The organism is Rossellomorea sp. GAMAL-10_SWC (assembly GCF_049568075.1).
Taxonomy (GTDB): domain Bacteria; phylum Bacillota; class Bacilli; order Bacillales; family Bacillaceae_G; genus Gottfriedia.
The window spans coordinates 3,320,731-3,339,714 of the sequence record NZ_CP144911.1 but is presented as its reverse complement, the minus strand read 5'-3'; the positions used below and the strand labels follow the sequence as shown (position 1 = coordinate 3,339,714).

The 18,984-nt window shown below is 32.7% G+C and carries 19 protein-coding genes; 15 read left to right on the top strand and 4 right to left on the bottom strand.

What is annotated here, in order from left to right; translation table 11 throughout:
• The first annotated feature begins 63 nt into the window (after nt 1-63).
• The 5 genes from mbcS to tpx all read left to right on the top strand — a co-directional run bounded on the left by mbcS (nt 64) and on the right by tpx (nt 5,174).
• Nucleotides 64-1,638, top strand: a complete 1,575-nt coding sequence (gene mbcS / locus V5E38_RS16535) for an acyl--CoA ligase (protein ID WP_499210798.1) — start codon at nt 64-66, stop codon at nt 1,636-1,638.
• Nucleotides 1,639-1,744: 106 nt separating this feature from the next.
• Nucleotides 1,745-3,319 carry an amidohydrolase gene (locus V5E38_RS16530; RefSeq protein ID WP_499210797.1) on the top strand — a complete coding sequence of 525 codons (1,575 nt, stop codon included), beginning with the start codon at nt 1,745-1,747 and terminating at the stop codon, nt 3,317-3,319.
• 299 nt (nt 3,320-3,618) lie between these two features.
• The gene (locus V5E38_RS16525; RefSeq protein ID WP_499210796.1) at nt 3,619-4,125 is read left to right on the top strand and encodes a DUF2953 domain-containing protein; all 507 of its coding nucleotides are present in this window, start codon (nt 3,619-3,621) and stop codon (nt 4,123-4,125) included.
• A gap of 13 nt (nt 4,126-4,138) precedes the next feature.
• Complete coding sequence (gene ytfJ / locus V5E38_RS16520) at nt 4,139-4,582, top strand: GerW family sporulation protein (protein WP_097979115.1); 444 nt, start codon at nt 4,139-4,141, stop codon at nt 4,580-4,582.
• 91 nt (nt 4,583-4,673) lie between these two features.
• The gene (tpx, locus tag V5E38_RS16515) at nt 4,674-5,174 is read left to right on the top strand and encodes a thiol peroxidase (RefSeq protein WP_335479636.1); all 501 of its coding nucleotides are present in this window, start codon (nt 4,674-4,676) and stop codon (nt 5,172-5,174) included.
• A 111-nt stretch (nt 5,175-5,285) separates the two neighbouring features.
• Here the strand turns inward: tpx and proC are convergent, their stop codons facing one another.
• Nucleotides 5,286-6,092: a pyrroline-5-carboxylate reductase family protein gene (gene proC, locus V5E38_RS16510; protein ID WP_499210795.1), complete on the bottom strand. Its 807-nt coding sequence runs from the start codon at nt 6,090-6,092 to the stop codon at nt 5,286-5,288.
• Nucleotides 6,093-6,258: 166 nt separating this feature from the next.
• On the opposite strand from proC, the gene V5E38_RS16505 reads away from it, so the two are divergent.
• From V5E38_RS16505 to V5E38_RS16485, 5 genes are all read left to right on the top strand, one after another.
• The gene (locus V5E38_RS16505) at nt 6,259-7,299 is read left to right on the top strand and encodes a putative bifunctional lysylphosphatidylglycerol flippase/synthetase (RefSeq protein WP_499210794.1); all 1,041 of its coding nucleotides are present in this window, start codon (nt 6,259-6,261) and stop codon (nt 7,297-7,299) included.
• 304 nt (nt 7,300-7,603) lie between these two features.
• Entirely contained in the window at nt 7,604-8,596 is a 993-nt protein-coding gene (locus V5E38_RS16500) for a class I SAM-dependent methyltransferase (protein ID WP_499210793.1), read from the top strand.
• Nucleotides 8,597-8,687: 91 nt separating this feature from the next.
• A complete protein-coding gene (locus tag V5E38_RS16495) occupies nt 8,688-9,878 on the top strand; it encodes an acetate kinase (protein WP_499210792.1) in 1,191 nt (396 codons plus the stop codon).
• 105 nt (nt 9,879-9,983) lie between these two features.
• The gene (locus V5E38_RS16490; protein WP_499210791.1) at nt 9,984-10,835 is read left to right on the top strand and encodes an EcsC family protein; all 852 of its coding nucleotides are present in this window, start codon (nt 9,984-9,986) and stop codon (nt 10,833-10,835) included.
• A 173-nt stretch (nt 10,836-11,008) separates the two neighbouring features.
• Entirely contained in the window at nt 11,009-11,197 is a 189-nt protein-coding gene (locus tag V5E38_RS16485) for a hypothetical protein (protein WP_097979108.1), read from the top strand.
• Between the two features lie 52 nt (nt 11,198-11,249).
• Here the strand turns inward: V5E38_RS16485 and V5E38_RS16480 are convergent, their stop codons facing one another.
• Entirely contained in the window at nt 11,250-11,573 is a 324-nt protein-coding gene (locus V5E38_RS16480) for a hypothetical protein (RefSeq protein ID WP_335479616.1), read from the bottom strand.
• A 750-nt stretch (nt 11,574-12,323) separates the two neighbouring features.
• Between V5E38_RS16480 and V5E38_RS16475 the strand changes: the two genes are divergently transcribed.
• The 3 genes from V5E38_RS16475 to V5E38_RS16465 all read left to right on the top strand — a co-directional run bounded on the left by V5E38_RS16475 (nt 12,324) and on the right by V5E38_RS16465 (nt 14,842).
• A complete protein-coding gene (locus V5E38_RS16475; protein ID WP_499210790.1) occupies nt 12,324-13,097 on the top strand; it encodes an SDR family oxidoreductase in 774 nt (257 codons plus the stop codon).
• A gap of 195 nt (nt 13,098-13,292) precedes the next feature.
• Entirely contained in the window at nt 13,293-14,426 is a 1,134-nt protein-coding gene (ald, locus tag V5E38_RS16470) for an alanine dehydrogenase (RefSeq protein ID WP_499210789.1), read from the top strand.
• 131 nt (nt 14,427-14,557) lie between these two features.
• Nucleotides 14,558-14,842, top strand: coding sequence for a hypothetical protein (locus V5E38_RS16465; protein ID WP_499210788.1), 285 nt, complete (start codon nt 14,558-14,560; stop codon nt 14,840-14,842).
• Between the two features lie 50 nt (nt 14,843-14,892).
• On the opposite strand, the gene V5E38_RS16460 is transcribed toward V5E38_RS16465, so the two are convergent.
• Nucleotides 14,893-15,426 carry a GNAT family N-acetyltransferase gene (locus V5E38_RS16460; RefSeq protein ID WP_499210787.1) on the bottom strand — a complete coding sequence of 178 codons (534 nt, stop codon included), beginning with the start codon at nt 15,424-15,426 and terminating at the stop codon, nt 14,893-14,895.
• 1 nt (nt 15,427) lies between these two features.
• The gene (locus tag V5E38_RS16455) at nt 15,428-16,522 is read right to left on the bottom strand and encodes a M24 family metallopeptidase (protein WP_335479622.1); all 1,095 of its coding nucleotides are present in this window, start codon (nt 16,520-16,522) and stop codon (nt 15,428-15,430) included.
• Nucleotides 16,523-16,712: 190 nt separating this feature from the next.
• Between V5E38_RS16455 and V5E38_RS16450 the strand changes: the two genes are divergently transcribed.
• Entirely contained in the window at nt 16,713-17,399 is a 687-nt protein-coding gene (locus V5E38_RS16450; protein ID WP_499210786.1) for a metal-dependent hydrolase, read from the top strand.
• A 130-nt stretch (nt 17,400-17,529) separates the two neighbouring features.
• Nucleotides 17,530-18,846 carry a DRTGG domain-containing protein gene (locus V5E38_RS16445; protein ID WP_499210785.1) on the top strand — a complete coding sequence of 439 codons (1,317 nt, stop codon included), beginning with the start codon at nt 17,530-17,532 and terminating at the stop codon, nt 18,844-18,846.
• Nucleotides 18,847-18,984 lie beyond the last annotated feature (138 nt).

Genomic DNA, 18,984 nt, shown 5'->3' with positions numbered 1-18,984 from the left:
TTATTCTATTTTGCAAAATTCAAAATATAATTTTAGTAATGATCAAAAGGGGGACTAACTAAGATGAACAGTACAAGTCTAATCGCTCCAAAAGTATATAATCTCGTTTGGGAAATTGAAAAATTTGCTTCAACTGATAAAGTGGCGTTAAAGTGGGTTGACATAAATGGAGAATCCCACCAATTAACATATAAGGAACTATATAATAAAGTTCACCAATATGCTTTTACATTTAAAAATAGTGGCATCGAAAAAGGGGACAAACTTTTTGTAATGATGCCAAGATGTATTGAGACTTATGTAGTTTATTTAGCTATTTTAAAAATTGGATGTGTTGTAATCCCAGGATCTGAAATGTTAACGGTTAAGGATATTCAGTACCGTCTTGAACATAGTGAAGTAAAAGCGATTGTTTCGCATGATGAATATATAGGTACTTTTAGCGATATTGCTAAAACTGGAAAATATAAATTATTTACGATTCATAATCAACAAACAGTGTGGACTTCATTGAATGACCAAGCAATTAGTGGAGCACATGTATTAACTGTGGAAACAAAAAGTGATGACTTAGCGTTTATTTCATATACGTCAGGAACGACTGGCAATCCTAAAGGGGTTGTACACACTCATAGTTGGGGGTTTGCACATATTCGTACAGTTGCTTCGAATTGGCTAGATGTGACTGAAGATGATACTGTATGGGCAACTGCAGGTCCAGGGTGGCAAAAGTGGATTTGGAGTCCATTTCTAGCGACATTAGGCAGTGGGGCAACGGGTTTCTTTTATGAAGGGAAATTTGATTCAGATACTTTCCTAACATTACTAAAGGAGCAAAATATAACAGTATTTTGTAGTACGCCAACCGAATACCGTTTTATGGCAAAGGTTGAAAATCTAGATCAATATCAATTACCTACATTAAGAAGTGCTGTATCAGCAGGAGAGCCTTTAAATCAAGAAGTAATCCGTACGTTCAAAAAGCATTTCAATGTTGATGTAAGAGATGGTTATGGACAAACTGAAAATACTTTATTAATCGGGACGATGAAGGATATTAAAGCAAAAGTAGGTTCAATGGGTATTCCAACGCCAGGAAACTTAGTTGAAATCGTTGATGATGAAGGAAATCCAATTGGGGTTAACGAAGTGGGACATATCGCAGTACATTTAAGCTCACCAGCATTATTTAAACATTATTATAATGATATGGAACGTACAAAAGCACAAAGAAAAGGCGAGTATTATTTAACCGGTGACCGAGCTAAGAAAGATGAAGATGGCTACTATTGGTTTGATGGGCGAAGTGACGACATCATTATTAGTTCTGGTTATACAATTGGTCCTTTTGAAATAGAAGATGCGTTAGTACAACATAAGCTTGTAAAAGAATGTGCGGTTGTTGCTAGTCCAGATCCATTACGTGGAAATGTTGTTAAAGCATTTGTTGTTTTGACTGAAAATACTACAAATCAAGATGACTTAGTATCTGAACTACAAGAACACGTGAAAAAAATTACTGCTCCTTATAAATATCCACGTAAAATTGAATTTGTCCAAGAGCTACCAAAAACAACTTCTGGTAAAATTCGCCGAGTAGAATTACGTACGATGGAACAATTACGTGAATCCAATTAAATACTTATGTTAAAATGAGGGAAAATTCCCTCTTTTTTTGATTTTGGGACAATTTATCTTTCAAAATAAAAAACGAAACTATTTTAAGAACGGTTGGTGGAATGAAATGAAGAAGCTTTGGCATAATGGTTTATTCTATACGATGGAAAATGAAGGGGAAACTGTAGACTCAATCATTACTGAAGGTGAACAAATTTTAAAAACAGGAACATATGAAGATTTACTTTCTACTTTAGAGGGTGAACAATTTGAGAAAATCAATTGTAACGGAAAAATCGGTTTTCCAGGTTTCATTGATAGTCATTTGCATTTAATTGGTCATGGAGAAGCGATGAATCGTGTAGATTTGTCAAAGTGTCAATCATATGACGAGATGCTTGATCGAATGAAAAAAGTTGTAAATGACGCGCACCCAAATGAGTGGATTGTTGGGGAAGGATGGAATGAAAACGAATGGGACTCAAAAGCTGTATTTTGCATTGACGACTTAAATAGTTTATCAAGCACAAATCCACTTGTGTTAAAAAGAACTTGTAGACATGTCTACTTTGTAAATTCTCTTGCACTTGACCATGCATCAATAAATGAACAAATGCAAATCGAAGGAGGACAAATTGGCTGCTTTGAGGATGGTCGTTTAAACGGATTATTGTATGATGAAGCTGTCAATTTAATCATAAAAGCGATGCCGGCACCTGACGATCAGTATTTGTCAAAAGCAATCATTTCCGCTATTAAAGATTGTTATCAATACGGTATTGTTGGAGCGGTTACAGAGGATTTATCCTATTATGGAAACGCAAATTTAGTGATAGATTTATATGAGCGATTGTTAAATGAAGTTCCATTTCATACTCATGTTTTAATTCATCATACGACTTTGGATGAAGTCAAAGGAAGATTACATAATGGCAATAAAAATGTATCATTTGGAGGCGTAAAAGCATTTATTGATGGTTCATTTGGTGGTCGCACTGCACTGTTACAAAAACCTTATGACGACGATCAAAGCATAACAGGATTACAAGTGACTTCTTTAGAAAAATTAGAAATAATTACAAAAAAAGCGCGTGAAAATAGATTGCCAATAGCATTTCATATGATTGGAGATTTAGCCGTTAAGCAAGCTATTGATGTTGTTAAAAAATATCCTAATCAAACTCAGCTACCTGATCGTTTTATACATTGTGCAATTTTATCTCCAAAATTAATTGAGGAAATGAAAGAATTAAACATCGTTGTAGATGTACAAACCTCATTTATATATGCCGATTATCCATGGCTAGTAGAACGTATTGGTCATAGCCGAAATGAATATGCATATTTAATTAAAACACTATTAAATGAATCAATCGCTATAGCAAATGGTTCAGATACACCGATTGATACAATTAATCCGTGGCAAGGTATATATACAGCGGTTACCCGAAAAGCAAAGGACCAGATAGCATATAATATCGATGAAGCAATTAGCCTATATGAGGCAATAAAACTATATACAATTGATAGTGCGGCTTCGTTTCGTCAAGAAGATAAAAGAGGTCTCATAAAAGAAGGATATTCTGCTGACATTATTTTATTTGATGAAAATCCATTTGAGTTAGAAAAAGATGATCTACTGTCTGTTAAATGCAGTGAAACTATTTGCCGTGGTTATATTGTCTATAAAAGACATGAGTAAGTTAAGGGAAGGTCAAGCGAGAGTGTCCTAGAAGTTGTTTGTTACCAACAAACAACTAGAATTTACATTAAAAACCTAATATTTTACTACTCAAAAAGAATGGTATGTAATTTTACCATTCTTTTTGTTTATCCAGAAGTTGGTTTGCCCATACTGATACAAAAAAGGGTGATTTTTTGCTTTACCTATACTCAATTCTAATTTTTATTGCAATCGTTGTTTTACTGTTAATCATTTTCGTCCTTTTTATAAATATGAAAGTCAATATTTTATCCGTTTATACAAATGAAGAACGATTTATGAATATTAAACTGTCTATCCTGAACAACCTTTTGTATTTCACCTTTACGATTCCTTTAAAGAGACCAAAAGAGGTAAAGGAGGACGTATCAGATTTAGAGAAAAAAAGGGATTTGTCTGTCTTTCAACAAATTGATTTTTTCATAAATTTATACTCCAACGGACATACTATCATTACAAAATTTTTAAACACTGTACAAATTTACAATTTAACTTATCATATTCATTTCGGTGTCGGAAATTCTGCTTTAACAGGGATATCAATTGGAACAGCTTATAGTGCGATCGGAATTTTTGAAAATTTATTAAAGAAATTTACAATATTACATCATCCGCCAACGATCGATATCACGCCCAATTATTATACGTCCGTAATGGAAACTAAAGGAAAGATAAGGTTTTCATTTTCGGTACGAAAGGCAGTCTTTGCGGGATTATTATTACTTAAAGCATATTTAAAAACTAGAAAAGACTTTAAAGCAACACATCCAATCGAAACTAATTAGAGGTGATTAACAAATGAGTCAACATCCTATTGGAGACTTAATGCACGCGGCAATGGAAAATTTATCAGCAATGATTAATGTAAATACAATTATTGGTGATCCAATTTCAACACCAGATGGAAGTTTAATTTTAACCGTATCAAAAGTAGGGGTTGGCTTTGCAGCTGGTGGAAGTGAATTTCGAAATTACCATTTAGTAGATGGTGTTAAAGAAGCTGAAGTAAGAAGTCCACATCCATTTGGAGGAGGTACAGGCGGAGGTGCTTCAATCACTCCGATTGCATTTTTAATTGTAGGTAAAGATGGTGTTAAACTACTTCACTTAGACCAAAATACACATTTAATTGAAAAGCTAATGGATTTAACTCCACAAGCATTAGAAAAAGTAAAAAAATATATGAAGAAAAAAGATGATTCAGATAAACATGTGGATGATTTTGATTCAGATTTAGATTAAATATAAAATTTAAGTAAAGTTAATTGCATTCAAGGTTTCCTTCCAGTAAGATAAATGTTGTGAACATTTTGTAATTTTGGGAGGAAATATCATGGCAACTGTAACATTTAAAAACAATCCAGTAACTCTTATTGGACAAGAAGTAAAAGTAGGAGAAAAAGCTCCAAGCTTTACTGTATTAGCAAATGATTTAAGCCCTGTAACTTTAGAGGCTTCAGCTGGTAAAGTACGCTTAATTAGCGCAGTACCTTCTGTAGATACTGGAATTTGTGATGCTCAAACTCGTCGTTTTAACGAAGAATTATCAAACGTAGAAAACGTTGAAGTTTTAACAATTTCAATGGACTTACCATTCGCACAAAAAAGATGGTGTGCTGCAAGTGGTTTAGAAAATGTACATACTTATTCTGATCACCGTGATGCATCTTTTGGTGAAGCATTTGGTGTCTTAATGCAAGAATTACGTTTATTAGCTCGTGCAGTATTCGTAGTAGATTCAAATGATGTTGTTACTTACGTTGAGTACGTAGCTGAAGGTACAACTCATCCAAACTATGAAGCAGCAATCGAAGCTGTAAAAGCTGCAAAATAATAACAAATACCCTTTAAGAGGTAAAAGGCTGTCGAGTAAATCTCGACAGTTTTTTTGCATTAAAAAGGCATTCACAAATATGAATGCCTCAGTGTGTATATGGTTCCAATATCATTTACCTAAAGACACTGATTTCTCAGTACAACGTTCCATGGCCGAAATAATAGATGAGCGGAAGCCTTGTTTTTCTAATTCGGCAATTGCTTCTATTGTTGCACCACCTGGTGTACAAACTTGGTCTTTTAATTCTCCAGGATGTAGTTCAGTTTCAAGTACCATTTTTGCTGCACCTAAAACTGCTTGTGCAGCTAACTTATATGCTTGGTCGCGTTTGATACCTTGTAATACAGCTCCATCTGCTAAAGCTTCAATCATTAAGTAAACATAAGCTGGAGAAGAACCACTAACAGCAGGAATCGCATCCATTAATTTTTCATTTACTAATTCGCATTTTCCGAAGCTATTGAAAATTTCCATTACTTCACTTAACTCTTCATTGGACACTACTTGATTATGACACAGTGCACTCATGCCTTCCCTAACTAACGAAGGAGTATTTGGCATCGTTCGAACGATTTTAACCTCTTTACCGAATGATTTCTCAACACCTTCTAAAGTAATTCCAGCGGCAATTGTAATGATTACAGTATTACTTGAAACAACTTCTTTAATTTCCTCAATAATAGTTGGATATAAATCAGGTTTAACTGCTAAAAACAAATAATCAACCTGCATTGCTAAATCGATATTACTATTTAATGTGTGAACATTATATAAATCTTTCACTTTTACAAGTGTTTCATTAGATCTTGCACTTACATAAATTTGATGCTTTTCAATTACATTCGAATCAATTAACCCACCAATCATAGCTTGGGCCATTTTACCGCAACCAATAAAACCAATCTTCTTATTCATTTGTTCTCACATCCATTTATATTTAATAAATTGAATTATACAGGAGGGGTTAGATATTACCAAATAATACATTAATAAAAAAAAATAATGTATGGATATCCACAAGGAATTATTTTTTGTAAAATAGAAATTGTAAAGAAAATTGACTCTTTATATTGGGGGTATTATGAAACAAATTTTAAAAGAATCAAATCAAAAAACTACAATTGAGATTATTCAACAACTTATTCAATCATATGGTGGAACTTCATTAACACATTTAGGATTACTTGGAGATAAAAAAGTATTTCTTTCAGAAGATCAAAAATCTGCATTTGTTTACCGTGAAAAAGGTAATAAATTAGTTGTTCTATGTGATCCAATTGGTGAGATTTCTTTTGAAAAAATAAAGGAGTTTGAACATTATTCAAGGAGTATAAAATGTATTCCGTGCTTTTATCAAATAGACGAAAACTCAAAAATGTTGTATGAAAAAGCTGGCTATCGATTGTTAAAATTAGGTGAAGAAGCAATAGTTGAATTAGAGAATTTCGAAATTGCAGGTAAAAAAGGAGCAAAACTAAGAACAAAAAGGAATAAATTCATTCGACAAGGATATCAATTTGAAGTGTCTATGCCTGGACATTCTATAGGTCTACTTCAAGAGCTAAAAGGGGTCTCTGATGTATGGTTAAACGGAAGAGAAGAGCTATCCTTTTCAGTAGGTTCATTTCATTTTGATTATGTTTCAAATTTTCCGATCGGAATTTTAAGGGATAAAAATGGTCAAGTAATTGCTTTTGCGACATTACCGATTCAAGCCGAAAATATAACAATCGATTTAATGAGATATTTAAAGGAATTACCATATGGAACGATGGATATGCTGTTTGTTTCAATTATGTTTTGGGCAAAAGAAAATGGATTTAAAAGCTGCAGCCTTGGAATGGCACCATTAGCAAATGTTGGCCAAGATTCAAAATCATCAATCATCGAAAAATCCGCAAAAATAATCTTTAAATATGGTAACTCAATTTATAACTTCAAAGGATTATTAACTTTTAAAAGCAAATTTGCGAATAAATGGGAATCAAAATACTTAGCATACAAACCATATACATTACTTTCGGTTATCACAAGCTTATATCGCCTAGTTCATGGAACAAAATCTTTGAACTATATAACCCGATTTATGAAACCTTTGGAAAAGAAAGTGAAAATTAGTTAACGAGGGCCTCAGTATAAGAGGTCTTTTTTATGTTTTCATTATTGCTCCATGAAAAAGATACTGTTCATCATAATGACATTAATTCAGTTCAATACCAAAATAATAAAACTACATAAAAAGTTCAAAATGTATTAAATAAAAGTAAACATTCATCAATTAAAATTAAATTAACAGTACTGGATTAAAATTGATTAAAAAAACCAAATACTTTCTAATAGAAGAAATTATTAAAGTGGACACGTTTAAAAGCCATACGTATAATGAAACACAATGACTGTTCTATTATGAAAGTGAGGAATGAAAAATGGTAAGAGAGAATTCAGTAGAATTTTTATTTAATTACATAGATGAATCGACAGAATGTTTAAAAGATAATTTAGAAATTTCTTATTTAGAGGCATTAATTGAAACAGGTGAAAATTTCTTTGAAGGGGAAGTTTTGCAAGAAGAAATTAATGGTTCACAAAAAGACAAGCTTATGAATACAATTCATCAATTTACATCGGCATCAAAAGATAATGAGAGTATTCGTAGAGCATTTCAATTAGCGATATTAAAAGGTATGAAGCAAGGGGTACAAACAAATCATGAAATGACTCCAGATGGTATTGCTTTTATTATTACTTATTTAGTTGGAAAGCTTACTGAGGGGAAACAAAATTTAACTATTTTAGATCCGGCAATCGGTACTGGAAATCTTCTATTAACAATTTTAAATTCTTCAAAGGATAAATTTACTGAATCTGTTGGAATAGATGTAGATGATGTTCTTGTTAGAATCGCATTTGTTATTGGCAACTTACTAGGACATGAAATAGAACTATTTAATCAAGATAGTTTAGCACCTTTATTTGTAGATCCGGTTGACCTTGTTGTTTGTGATCTACCAATTGGTTTTTATCCAAATGCTGAACGTGCAAACGAATATACTTTAAAAGCAAAAGAAGGCCTGTCTTATGCTCATCATTTGTTTATTGAGCAAAGTATGAACTACTTAAAATCTGGAGGATTTTTCATCTCGCTAGTTCCAAATCACCTATTTACTTCAGAGCAATCTGCACAATTACAAAGCTATATTAATGAAACAGGTGTTATTCAAGGATTGATACAGTTGCCAGTATCTGCCTTTAAGGATGAAAAACATCAAAAAAGTATATTAATAATCCGCAAAAATGCAGAAAATATGAAGAAGCCAAAGCAGGCTTTATTAGTTGATTTCCCTAAGTTATCGAATATGAAAGCAGTTGAAGATATTATGCTTCAAATGAATGAATGGTTTAAAGAAAATTTACAATAATTGAACTTTTAAACACGTAAACTAATTTGTGTTATAATAATTTCAGCTAAAAAAATATAACAGTTTCATGTTTAAAGGAGAGGTAAAAAACATGGCAAATATTCTTGCTATTAATGCAGGTTCATCGTCATTAAAATTTCAATTAATTGAAATGCCTAGCGAAAAAGTACTTACAATTGGTTTAGTAGAACGTATTGGTATAAAGGATAGTGTTTTTGTAATTTCAGTAAACGGCGAAAAAATTAAAGAAGTAACTGATATTGCTGATCACTCTGTTGCAGTAAAAATGCTTCTTGAAAAGCTAACAGGTTTAGGAATTATTTCTTCATTCGATGAAATTCATGGAGTTGGACATCGTGTAGTTCACGGTGGAGAACTATTTACAGATTCTGCTGTAATTACTGAAGAAGTTGAACAACAAATTGATCAACTTTCTGATTTAGCACCACTTCATAACCCAGCTAACCTAGTTGGTATTCGTGCATTTAAAGAATTATTACCAAATGTTCCTGCAGTTGCTGTATTTGATACTGCGTTCCATCAAACAATGCCAGAAGAGTCTTACTTATATAGCTTACCTTATGAGTACTATAAGCAATTTGGTATTCGTAAATATGGATTCCACGGTACATCACATAAGTATGTAACAGAAAGAGCTGCTGAATTAATTGGTAAACCAATTGAAGAGCTAAGACTTATTTCATGTCACTTAGGAAATGGTGCAAGTATTGCTGCAGTTGAAGGTGGAAAATCAATTGATACTTCAATGGGATTCACTCCACTTGCTGGTGTAACAATGGGAACTCGTTCAGGTAACTTAGACCCAGCTTTAATCCCATTTATTATGGAAAAAACAGGTAAAACAGCTGAGGAAGTACTTGATGTATTAAATAAACAAAGTGGTATGCTTGGGATCTCTGGATTCTCAAGTGACTTACGTGATATTGAGACTGCAGCTGAAGAAGGTAATAAACGAGCTAAAATCGCTCAAAGTGTATTCATTGAACGTATTCACAAATATCTAGGATCGTATGCTGCACGCATGAAAGGTGTAGATGCGATTATCTTCACTGCTGGTATTGGTGAAAATGGTCCAGAAATTCGTCAAGCCGTATTAGAAGGTCTTGAATTTATGGGTGTTTATTTTGACCCAAGTAAAAATAACTTTAGAGGAAAAGAAGCATTCATTAGCTTTGATCACTCTCCAGTTAAAGTTATCGTAATTCCTACTAATGAAGAAGTTGTAATCGCAAGAGATGTAGTACGAGTTGGAATGAAATAATCAAAAAGTAAGCATAAACGTAGAGCATACAAAAATAGATGACCTCATATTCTTAAATTGAGTTCACTTTTTGGCTCTACGTTTTTTTATATTCGAGGTGATAGTATGGATCAGATGAAAGAGTATAATTTATGGCTTGAACTTAACGAATTGATTGAAAAGAAACAACAACAGCAAAATTTAAATAAATTAGAACTTATGTATCAGAATGCTTCTAATTTTCTCCTCCAAAAAATACCTCAGAGCTATTCGAATACTTTTAATGAATTTTTTTCAACTGCTTTTTTCCACACTCAATCTTTAATACAAACAACAAAACAGTTTCAAGAAAAGAAATTAGATATACTTAATCGAGCACAAATTTTAAGAAGTGATATTAAGACAATAAGCGATTTAAGAAAGTTACCATTAAGACAATTGAATTTCTTAGCTGAGCAAGAAATATCGAAAGCATTAATAGTTTCAAGTGTTCAAGGTGGAATAAGTGGAACTAGTACAAAGCTTGCTTTATTTGGTGATTTGCCTGCTTTATTATTTATTAATCTTAAAACGGTACAAGAAATAGCACTTTGTTATGGTTATGATGTAAGTATTCCAAAAGAGATGGAATGCAGCTTAAAAGTATTACAAGGTGCAATCCTCCCATCAACCGAAAAATACGTTGTTTGGAGTAATTTAATGAACGATATTTTAAAGCATGAGGATTCGGACGTATTTGCAAATTGGGAAAATGAATTTAATGGAGAAGGGGTCTATTACACAGTTATATTACAAATGTGCAAGTTATTAACAATCCACTCATTACGGAATAAGGTTTTAAGTGGTATTCCTTTATTAGGAGTTACTGTTGGGGCAAAGTGGAATGAATCTTTTACAAAAAACGTATTAGAATATACAAAGAAATTTTATCAATATCGTATATTATCGGAACGGGTAAACCAGGAGCCAACAGATTAAATAAAAATTTTTGAAGCTAACAAATTATCTGTTAGCTTTTTTAGAGTGTAGAATGAATGGAAACCTAAATACTTGAACCTAAATTAGACAATATACTCTTAACTAAATGAATACCCGTTTGGTTGTAAACAAGTATGTGGTATGCTAAAGGAAAACCATTCAAGGAGACAATTATGAAGCCTACATCAAGTTTTCAACTAGAACAATCCGTCGGAAGGTTACGAAAAGTGATTGACCAACTAAACAAGCAAATCAAAGAAGCATCTTCCGATAAAGTTGCGAATGAAACCATCCGACTTAAAGAGGAACTAAAAACAATCGGAGACACGCTTTTACAAATTCAAAAGCGCGAAAACGAATAAACCTAAATAATAGAGGTATAGAAAAAAGCTAACAAATTTATATGTTAGCTTTTTAACCATGTATTTTTGTATCATTGGACATTTGTTGGTTACTTCTAAACCAAATCCAAAGATCGTTAATAATTGATGCTAATTCTGCAATTTCAGAATTTAATTTACAGCTCAAAACAAAATCAGATTCATGATTTAATTGTTCTTGTTTATGATTAATCGAAAACTCTAAACGCTTAATTTGATCAGGTATTCCACCACGGATATATTCCCATTCAGTAAGAATCATTAATTGTTGATCGTGGGAGTAATCTTCCCAATCTAATTTTAGGCTTGGTAGTAAAATACCTAATCGTTCATCGTATGAAAAATAATCTTGTAACATTTTATTTACTCCCCCGTTGCCATTAATTCATAAATATCAATAAATTGATGTTTGCTTCCCTGTTCTACGTGTTCGATTTTGCCGAAACTACTCTCGTTTGGTTCTAACACTCCGAGGGCGTAAATTCGGATACAACGAATCCTACATAGTTGAGTTATCGTTTACGTGATTATTCTCAACTTTTTATTGATTGACTTGGTTTTCGTCCAATAGTAAGTATACTCACTATCATGGTTCTTACCCAATGCCGAAGTCACTTTCGCAACAGCCTAGATTCACAGTAGATGTGATAATTATATCATGAATTGTCGTATCGTAAAAAGGAATTAATATATATTACTTCCTTTTGTTATAAAAATCCAGTAGTTTTTACACGATTTTAAAAATTTATTTAACTGCTATTTACCTTTGACACATTGGAAATAAGTTGAACAAATTTGTTCTAATATTTTTTATAAACAAGGCTCGCTTATTGAATGTGTAAAGCTTAATATCTAAAAATAAAAATTATTAAAATAAAAGGAAAATAATTCATAATAATAGAAAACATAGTTATCTTTTAATAAAATAATCTTACTAAATTAAAGATATAGGTATAACGATAATGACATAATTTTTAAAGAATTAGCTTTATGCTTAAAATTAAAAAGGTTAATGAGAATAGATTTTACAAATACATACAATTGATTGATTTATCTAGATGATTTTCACAAATATATAAAATTATTTAGACTCGAAAGGAAGAGTTTTATGAGGCATGCTGTCATTACGGCAGGATCAAAGGGGTTAGGGAAGAAAGTCACTGAAGCATTTTTGAAGGATGGTTATTCAGTAACTGTTACGTACTTTTCTGATGAACAAGCTATCAAAGAGCGAAAAGAAGAATGGAAGGATTATTTGGACCGGGTTCTTTTTGTAAAAGGTGATATATGCGATAAACAATTTATTAATGAGATTGTCTCAAAAACGATGGAGAAATTCGGTAGGGTTGATTGTCTTATCAATAATGCTGGCCCGTATTTATTTAACCGTAAAAAACTGGCTGACTACACGGATGAAGAGTGGGAATACTTGATGTATGGAAATTTGCATAGCGTGTTTTTTCTTTTAAAGCAAATCATTCCAATTATGAGAAAGCAAAAATATGGCCGTATCATAAATTATGGATTTCAAGGTGCCAATTCAGCTTCTGGATGGATTTATCGTTCTGCATTCAGCGCAGCTAAAGTAGGTCTAGTTTCATTGACTAAAACAATAGCCTATGAGGAAGCAGAGAATGGTATAACATCTAATATGATTTGTCCTGGAGATATTTTTGGTGATATGAAAGAAGCAAATCAAACTGAAGCAAGTAAGAATGGAAAAGGTCTTGCACCAGTTGGAAGATCTGGTACTGGAGAAGATATAGCAAGAATGGTGCAATTTTTGTGTAAGGAAGAGTCTGACTTTATAACAGGTGATATTTTTGAGGTCACAGGTGGCTTGGATGTCATTAATAAATACAGACATATTCCATTATCATGAGAATTCGTGGGACAATTCCATTTTTAAAGCATAATTTATAGTAAAAAAGATTCTGAATTAATATTTATTAAACGAAATTAAGCGTTTTCATTTTCTGCACTATATGTTTTGTGTTAATATAAAAATGTATTATTTTTTAATAAATAGAGCTCATCCTAAGAGGCACGAGTTAAATATATTTCAGGGGGAAATAACATGCGTATTGGGGTACCAAAAGAAATAAAAAACAACGAAAATCGTGTAGCAATGACACCAGCTGGAGTAATGAACTTAGTTGGACATGGTCATTCAGTTTACATTGAAACAAATGCTGGAATTGGTTCAGGATTTACTAATGAAGAATACGTAAATGCTGGCGCAACAATTGTTGAAACAGCTGAAGAGGCTTGGAATAATGAAATGGTTATGAAAGTTAAAGAACCAATTCCAAGCGAATATGGATACTTCCGTGAAGGATTAATTTTATTCACATACTTACATTTAGCTCCAGAGCCTGAATTAACTAAGGCTTTAATTGATAATAAAGTAGTAGGAATTGCTTACGAAACTGTACAAGTTGGTAATACATTACCGTTATTAACTCCTATGAGTGAAGTAGCAGGACGTATGTCAGCTCAAATCGGTGCTCAATTCCTTGAGAAAAATAAAGGCGGAAAAGGTATTTTATTAGGTGGAGTACCAGGAGTACGTCGTGGAAATGTTACAATCATTGGTGGAGGTGTAGCAGGAACAAATGCTGCTAAAGTAGCTGTTGGTCTTGGTGCTCATGTAACGATGATTGACTTAAATCCAGATCGTTTACGTCAATTAGATGATATTTTTGGTCATCAAATTACGACTTTAATGTCAAACCCTTACAATATTGCTGAAGCGGTTAAAGAATCTGATCTTGTAATCGGTGCAGTATTAATTCCAGGTGCAAAAGCGCCAAAACTTGTAACAAAAGAAATGATCGAATCAATGGAAGCAGGTTCAGTTGTAGTTGATATTGCAATTGACCAAGGTGGTATTTTCGAAACAACAGATCGTATTACGACACATGATTTCCCAACATATGAGAAGCATGGAGTAGTACACTACGCTGTAGCAAACATGCCTGGTGCAGTACCTCGTACTTCTACAATGGCATTAACAAATGTTACAGTACCTTATGCAGTTCAAATTGCTAACAAAGGTTATCAAAAAGCTTGCTTAGATAACTCTGCATTATTCAAAGGTATTAATACACTTGATGGATATGTAACTTACGAAGCAGTAGCGGAAGCTCACGGCTTAGAATACAAAGAAGCAACTACTTTATTACAAGGTACATCTGTTTCTACAAACTAATAAAAAGTAAAATCCCTTTATCGAAATCGGTAAAGGGATTTTATTTTATACTCAATTCTAATAACATTCACTTTATTTTTATAGTAAAATTATATTGTAATTTCCATTTTATGTAAAAAGGAGTGAGAGTATTGGAATTTATTTTAATCCTTATTTTTCTGATTGCAGGTATTTTCGGGTTTAACTGGCTAATGGGTTATCGTAATCAAAATATTACATTAGATTTAGATGAGCGTTATTTAAATCTAAATGATTATGCGAAGGCTGTGAAGGCTGAATTAGAAAGCCAAGGTAAAACAGTTGAATACAGAGGAAATAGACTTTTTATCATAAATGGTAAACAATATCATCTAATTGAACGAAATGTATCAATGGGTGGTGTTCCATTACAACATACGATCCTTCAAAAGATATAAATAAAAACCCCCTTCTCCATCTTACGGAGAAAGGGGTCTTTATTTGGTATTTAAACCTTACTCGAATTAAATTCTTCTTTCAACATGCTATATTGATACATATCACGATGAGCGCCTTTGAAAAACTCATGCTTGCGCAATATACCATCTAAATGAAAGCCTAATTTTGTAAGGAATTTTTGTGAAGCGATATTATATTCGTATACTTCACCATATATTTTTAAAAGTTTTAATTCATTAAAAGCATAATTTAGTAGATAGTTTAATGCAAATGAACCAATTCCTTTATTTTGCATTGATTGATCTCCAATTACGATTCCAAAAGCGGCATGATTATTCTCTTGATCAAGATTTCCTAATTCAATTCTTCCTACACAAATACCATTGTATTCGATTGTGAACAAGTGGAGATTAGGTTTAAGTCCGTCAAAATATTTTTCATAGCCTTGTACCATTGCATCTAGAGAACGTGGTTTTTCTATTCCTACAAGTTTACCAATCTCATCATCACATTCCCATTTATGCATAATAGGGATGTCTGAGGGAAGTACTTGTCGAATATTTATTAATCCGTCTTGATTCATATTATAGGATGATTAATTCTTTAGGGAACTTCGTTAATGTCATTGCACCTGTTTCTGTAATAACGATATCATCTTCAATACGAACTCCACCAACATTTGGTACATAGATTCCTGGTTCAATTGTATATGACATACCAGTTTTAATAATATCAGTATTTGAATCATTTACTGATGGGTAATCGTGGATACCAATACCTAAACCGTGACCAATACGGTGAACGAAGTATTCGCCATATCCAGCATCTGTGATGATTTGACGAGCAGCGCGGTCAACATTTCCTAATACCTCGCCTGGTTTACTTACTTCGATTGCAGCAAGTTGACCTTTTAAAACGGTTTCATAAATTTCTCGTTGTTGCTCATTTGGTTGACCAAACATTACTGTACGAGTAATATCTGAGCAATATCCATCAACGATAAATCCTAAGTCCATAAGTACGAAATCACCTTTTTTAATTGGATTTGTACCAGGATTTCCATGTGGTAACGCTGAGTTTGCACCAGTTAAAATTAAAGTGCTAAATGAAGTTTTAGAAATACCTTTTTTCTTCATTTCGTATTCCATTTCAGCAATTAAATCCATTTCTGTTTTGCCTTCAGCAATACGATCAACAATAATTTGGCAAGCCATATCAGCAGCTTCAGCAGCAACCTGCATACGACGAATTTCTTCGCTATCTTTAATTAAACGTAAGTCATGTAATTTTTCCTCAGCTGCAAGGAATTGTACGCCAGGGAAAAGTTGTACTAATCTTTCATAGCGGCCAACAAGAAGATGTTCTTTTTCGATCGCCATACGATTTACTGTAATATTACGTTTTGCTAATGATTCTTGTATCATTGCCCAAGGATCTTGACTATCATTAAAGCCAATTACGTCATATTTCCAGCCTGCGTTTTGTACATGTCCAACTTCCATTTGTGGACATACAAGAATTGGCTCATCATTTGGAAATACAAGACAAGCTAAAAGACGTTCATGTGGATTACAATGGAAATTAGTTAAGTAAAATACGTTCTCAGTAGATGTAATAAATCCTAGTTGAATATCTTGCTCTTTTAACCAAGTTGATAGATTTTGTATACGGTGTTCCATTTGTAACATCCTTTCTTAAAAAACAAATTACTGCAATAAACAAAAAAAGTCTTTACAGTTTACAACACTCTTATTTTATCATTTTTTATCGAATTACGTAAAATAGTTAACTTATTTCTTATTTTTGTAATAGAAAATAATCTGTTAAAATGTGGTAGAGACTAATTTTATAACAAAGGAGCGACTTCAATTGAAAATTACATATTTTGGGCACAGTGTTATTTTAGTAGAACAAGGTCAAGATTCAATTATTATTGACCCGTTTATTAACGGTAATTCACATACTAATGTGAAGGTAGAAAATATTAAAGTGAATTATATTTATGTAACACATGGGCATGGCGATCATTTAGGTGACACAGTTGAACTAGCCAAACGAAATGATGCAACTGTTATTGCTCCTGTGGAATTAGCAACTTGGATCTCGTGGCAAGGTGTCAAAGTTGTCCCTATGCATATCGGGGGAGAAAAAGAGTTTTCATTTGGTAAATTAAAATTAGTAGAAGCAATCCATGGTTCAAGTATTGTTGATGAAGAAAATAAACAAATTATTAATGTAGGACCACCATCAGGCGTTTTATTAAAAATAGCTGATAAAACAATTTATCATGCTGGTGATACTGCATTATACAGAGGTATGAAAACATTAGGTGAGTATGAAAATATCGATCTAGCTTATTTACCAATTGGTAATCATTTTACAATGGGAATCGACGATGCAGTAATTGCTTCTGAATGGATTAATGCACAGAAAGTAATTCCGATGCATTATAATACATTTCCACCAATCCAAGTAGACCCAAATGAGTTCATTGCAAAATTATCAAAGAATAATGGTTTCATTCATGAGCCAAATACAACAATTTCATTATTGTAGTATTGATCATCGAAGAAAATATTAGTACAGTATTAGAAGCGCGTTGAAACGTGCTTTTTTTCATGGTATGAATTGTTATATAATAGTTAATAAAAATATTAATACAACCATTGAAAGCTTGGTGAGGTAATTGACTACAAAGCACGATCAAATACTAGAACATATTGAACAACTACCGGTCGGTCATAAAATATCAGTAAGACAAATTGCAAAAGATTTAAGTGTAAGTGAAGGTACTGCATATAGAGCAATTAAAGATGCGGAAAACAAAGGATTTGTTAGTACTATTGAACGTGTAGGTACGATTCGTATTGAAACGAAAAGAAAAGAAAATATTGAAAAATTAACTTTTGCCGAAGTTGTTAATATTGTTGATGGACAAGTTTTAGGTGGTAAAGAAGGATTACATAAAACACTTAATAAGTTTGTTATCGGTGCAATGCAGCTTGATGCGATGATGAGATATATTAGTGCAAATAATTTATTAATCGTCGGAAACCGAGTGAAAGCACATGAATTAGCATTAAAAGAAGGTTCAGCGGTTTTAGTAACAGGTGGATTTGATACAGATGAAAGTGTAAAACGTCTTGCGGATGAAATGAAAATGCCGATTATTTCTTCTAGTTATGATACGTTTACTGTCGCGACGTTAATTAATAGAGCAATTTATGATCAGTTAATTAAGAAAGATATAGTACTAGTTGAGGATATACTCATTCCAACTGAAAAAACAGCTAGACTATCTCCATTTGATGAAGTAGAAAAGTGGTATGAATATAACAGAGATACAGGTCATGGAAGATATCCTGTAATTGATGATCGAGGTAAGTTAATAGGAATTGTAACTTCAAAGGATATTATACATGAACAACGTACTCAAAGAATTGATAAAGTCATGACTAGACAACCAATAAGTGTAAATGAAAAGATGTCGGTTGCAGCAGCTGCTAGAATGATGGTTTGGGAAGGCATAGAGTTGCTACCAGTTGTAAATACATCGAATAATTTAATCGGTATTATAAGTCGTCAAGATGTACTTGAAGCCTTACAACAATTGCAACGCCAACCTCAAGTGGGAGAAACAATTGATGATATAGTTACTAGTCAATTTCATAATAATAAAGATCAAAAAAATGATGACTTCACGATTAGATGTAATGTAACTCCTCAAATGACGAATGTAATTGGTACTCTTTCACATGGCGTATTTACGACGATTGTAACCGAGGCAGGTAAACGAGCAGTTCGTGACATGAAAAAAGGGGACTTAATCGTAGAAAATATTACAATTTACTTCGTACAGCCAGTTCAAATTGATGATGTAATCGAAATTAAGCCAAAAGTTTTAGAATTAGGTCGTAAATTTGGAAAAGTTGATGTTGAAGTATTTCAGCAAGGAATATTAGTAGGTAAAGCATTGATGATGATGCAGTTATTAGATCGATGACCTCAGACTGTTGACAAGCGCTTGCAATCAGTCTGAGAATGTATTTTTTAGTTCTAAAAATAATGGAAGCTCTATTAGGGCTTCCATTATTTTTTAATTACGTAAAAAAAAGCAGGAAACGATTCCCGCCTTTGAAGT

Excerpts from the sequence above, each read along its gene's own strand:
- mbcS (WP_499210798.1), top strand. The coding sequence starts at position 64 with ATGAACAGTACAAGTCTAATCGCTCCAAAAGTATATAATCTCGTTTGG.
- V5E38_RS16530 (WP_499210797.1), top strand. The coding sequence starts at position 1,745 with ATGAAGAAGCTTTGGCATAATGGTTTATTCTATACGATGGAAAATGAA.
- V5E38_RS16525 (WP_499210796.1), top strand. The coding sequence starts at position 3,619 with ATGAATATTAAACTGTCTATCCTGAACAACCTTTTGTATTTCACCTTT.
- ytfJ (WP_097979115.1), top strand. The coding sequence starts at position 4,139 with ATGAGTCAACATCCTATTGGAGACTTAATGCACGCGGCAATGGAAAAT.
- tpx (WP_335479636.1), top strand. The coding sequence starts at position 4,674 with ATGGCAACTGTAACATTTAAAAACAATCCAGTAACTCTTATTGGACAA.
- proC (WP_499210795.1), bottom strand. The coding sequence starts at position 6,092 with ATGAATAAGAAGATTGGTTTTATTGGTTGCGGTAAAATGGCCCAAGCT.
- V5E38_RS16505 (WP_499210794.1), top strand. The coding sequence starts at position 6,259 with ATGAAACAAATTTTAAAAGAATCAAATCAAAAAACTACAATTGAGATT.
- V5E38_RS16500 (WP_499210793.1), top strand. The coding sequence starts at position 7,604 with ATGGTAAGAGAGAATTCAGTAGAATTTTTATTTAATTACATAGATGAA.
- V5E38_RS16495 (WP_499210792.1), top strand. The coding sequence starts at position 8,688 with ATGGCAAATATTCTTGCTATTAATGCAGGTTCATCGTCATTAAAATTT.
- V5E38_RS16490 (WP_499210791.1), top strand. The coding sequence starts at position 9,984 with ATGGATCAGATGAAAGAGTATAATTTATGGCTTGAACTTAACGAATTG.
- V5E38_RS16485 (WP_097979108.1), top strand. The coding sequence starts at position 11,009 with ATGAAGCCTACATCAAGTTTTCAACTAGAACAATCCGTCGGAAGGTTA.
- V5E38_RS16480 (WP_335479616.1), bottom strand. The coding sequence starts at position 11,573 with ATGTTACAAGATTATTTTTCATACGATGAACGATTAGGTATTTTACTA.
- V5E38_RS16475 (WP_499210790.1), top strand. The coding sequence starts at position 12,324 with ATGAGGCATGCTGTCATTACGGCAGGATCAAAGGGGTTAGGGAAGAAA.
- ald (WP_499210789.1), top strand. The coding sequence starts at position 13,293 with ATGCGTATTGGGGTACCAAAAGAAATAAAAAACAACGAAAATCGTGTA.
- V5E38_RS16460 (WP_499210787.1), bottom strand. The coding sequence starts at position 15,426 with ATGAATCAAGACGGATTAATAAATATTCGACAAGTACTTCCCTCAGAC.
- V5E38_RS16455 (WP_335479622.1), bottom strand. The coding sequence starts at position 16,522 with ATGGAACACCGTATACAAAATCTATCAACTTGGTTAAAAGAGCAAGAT.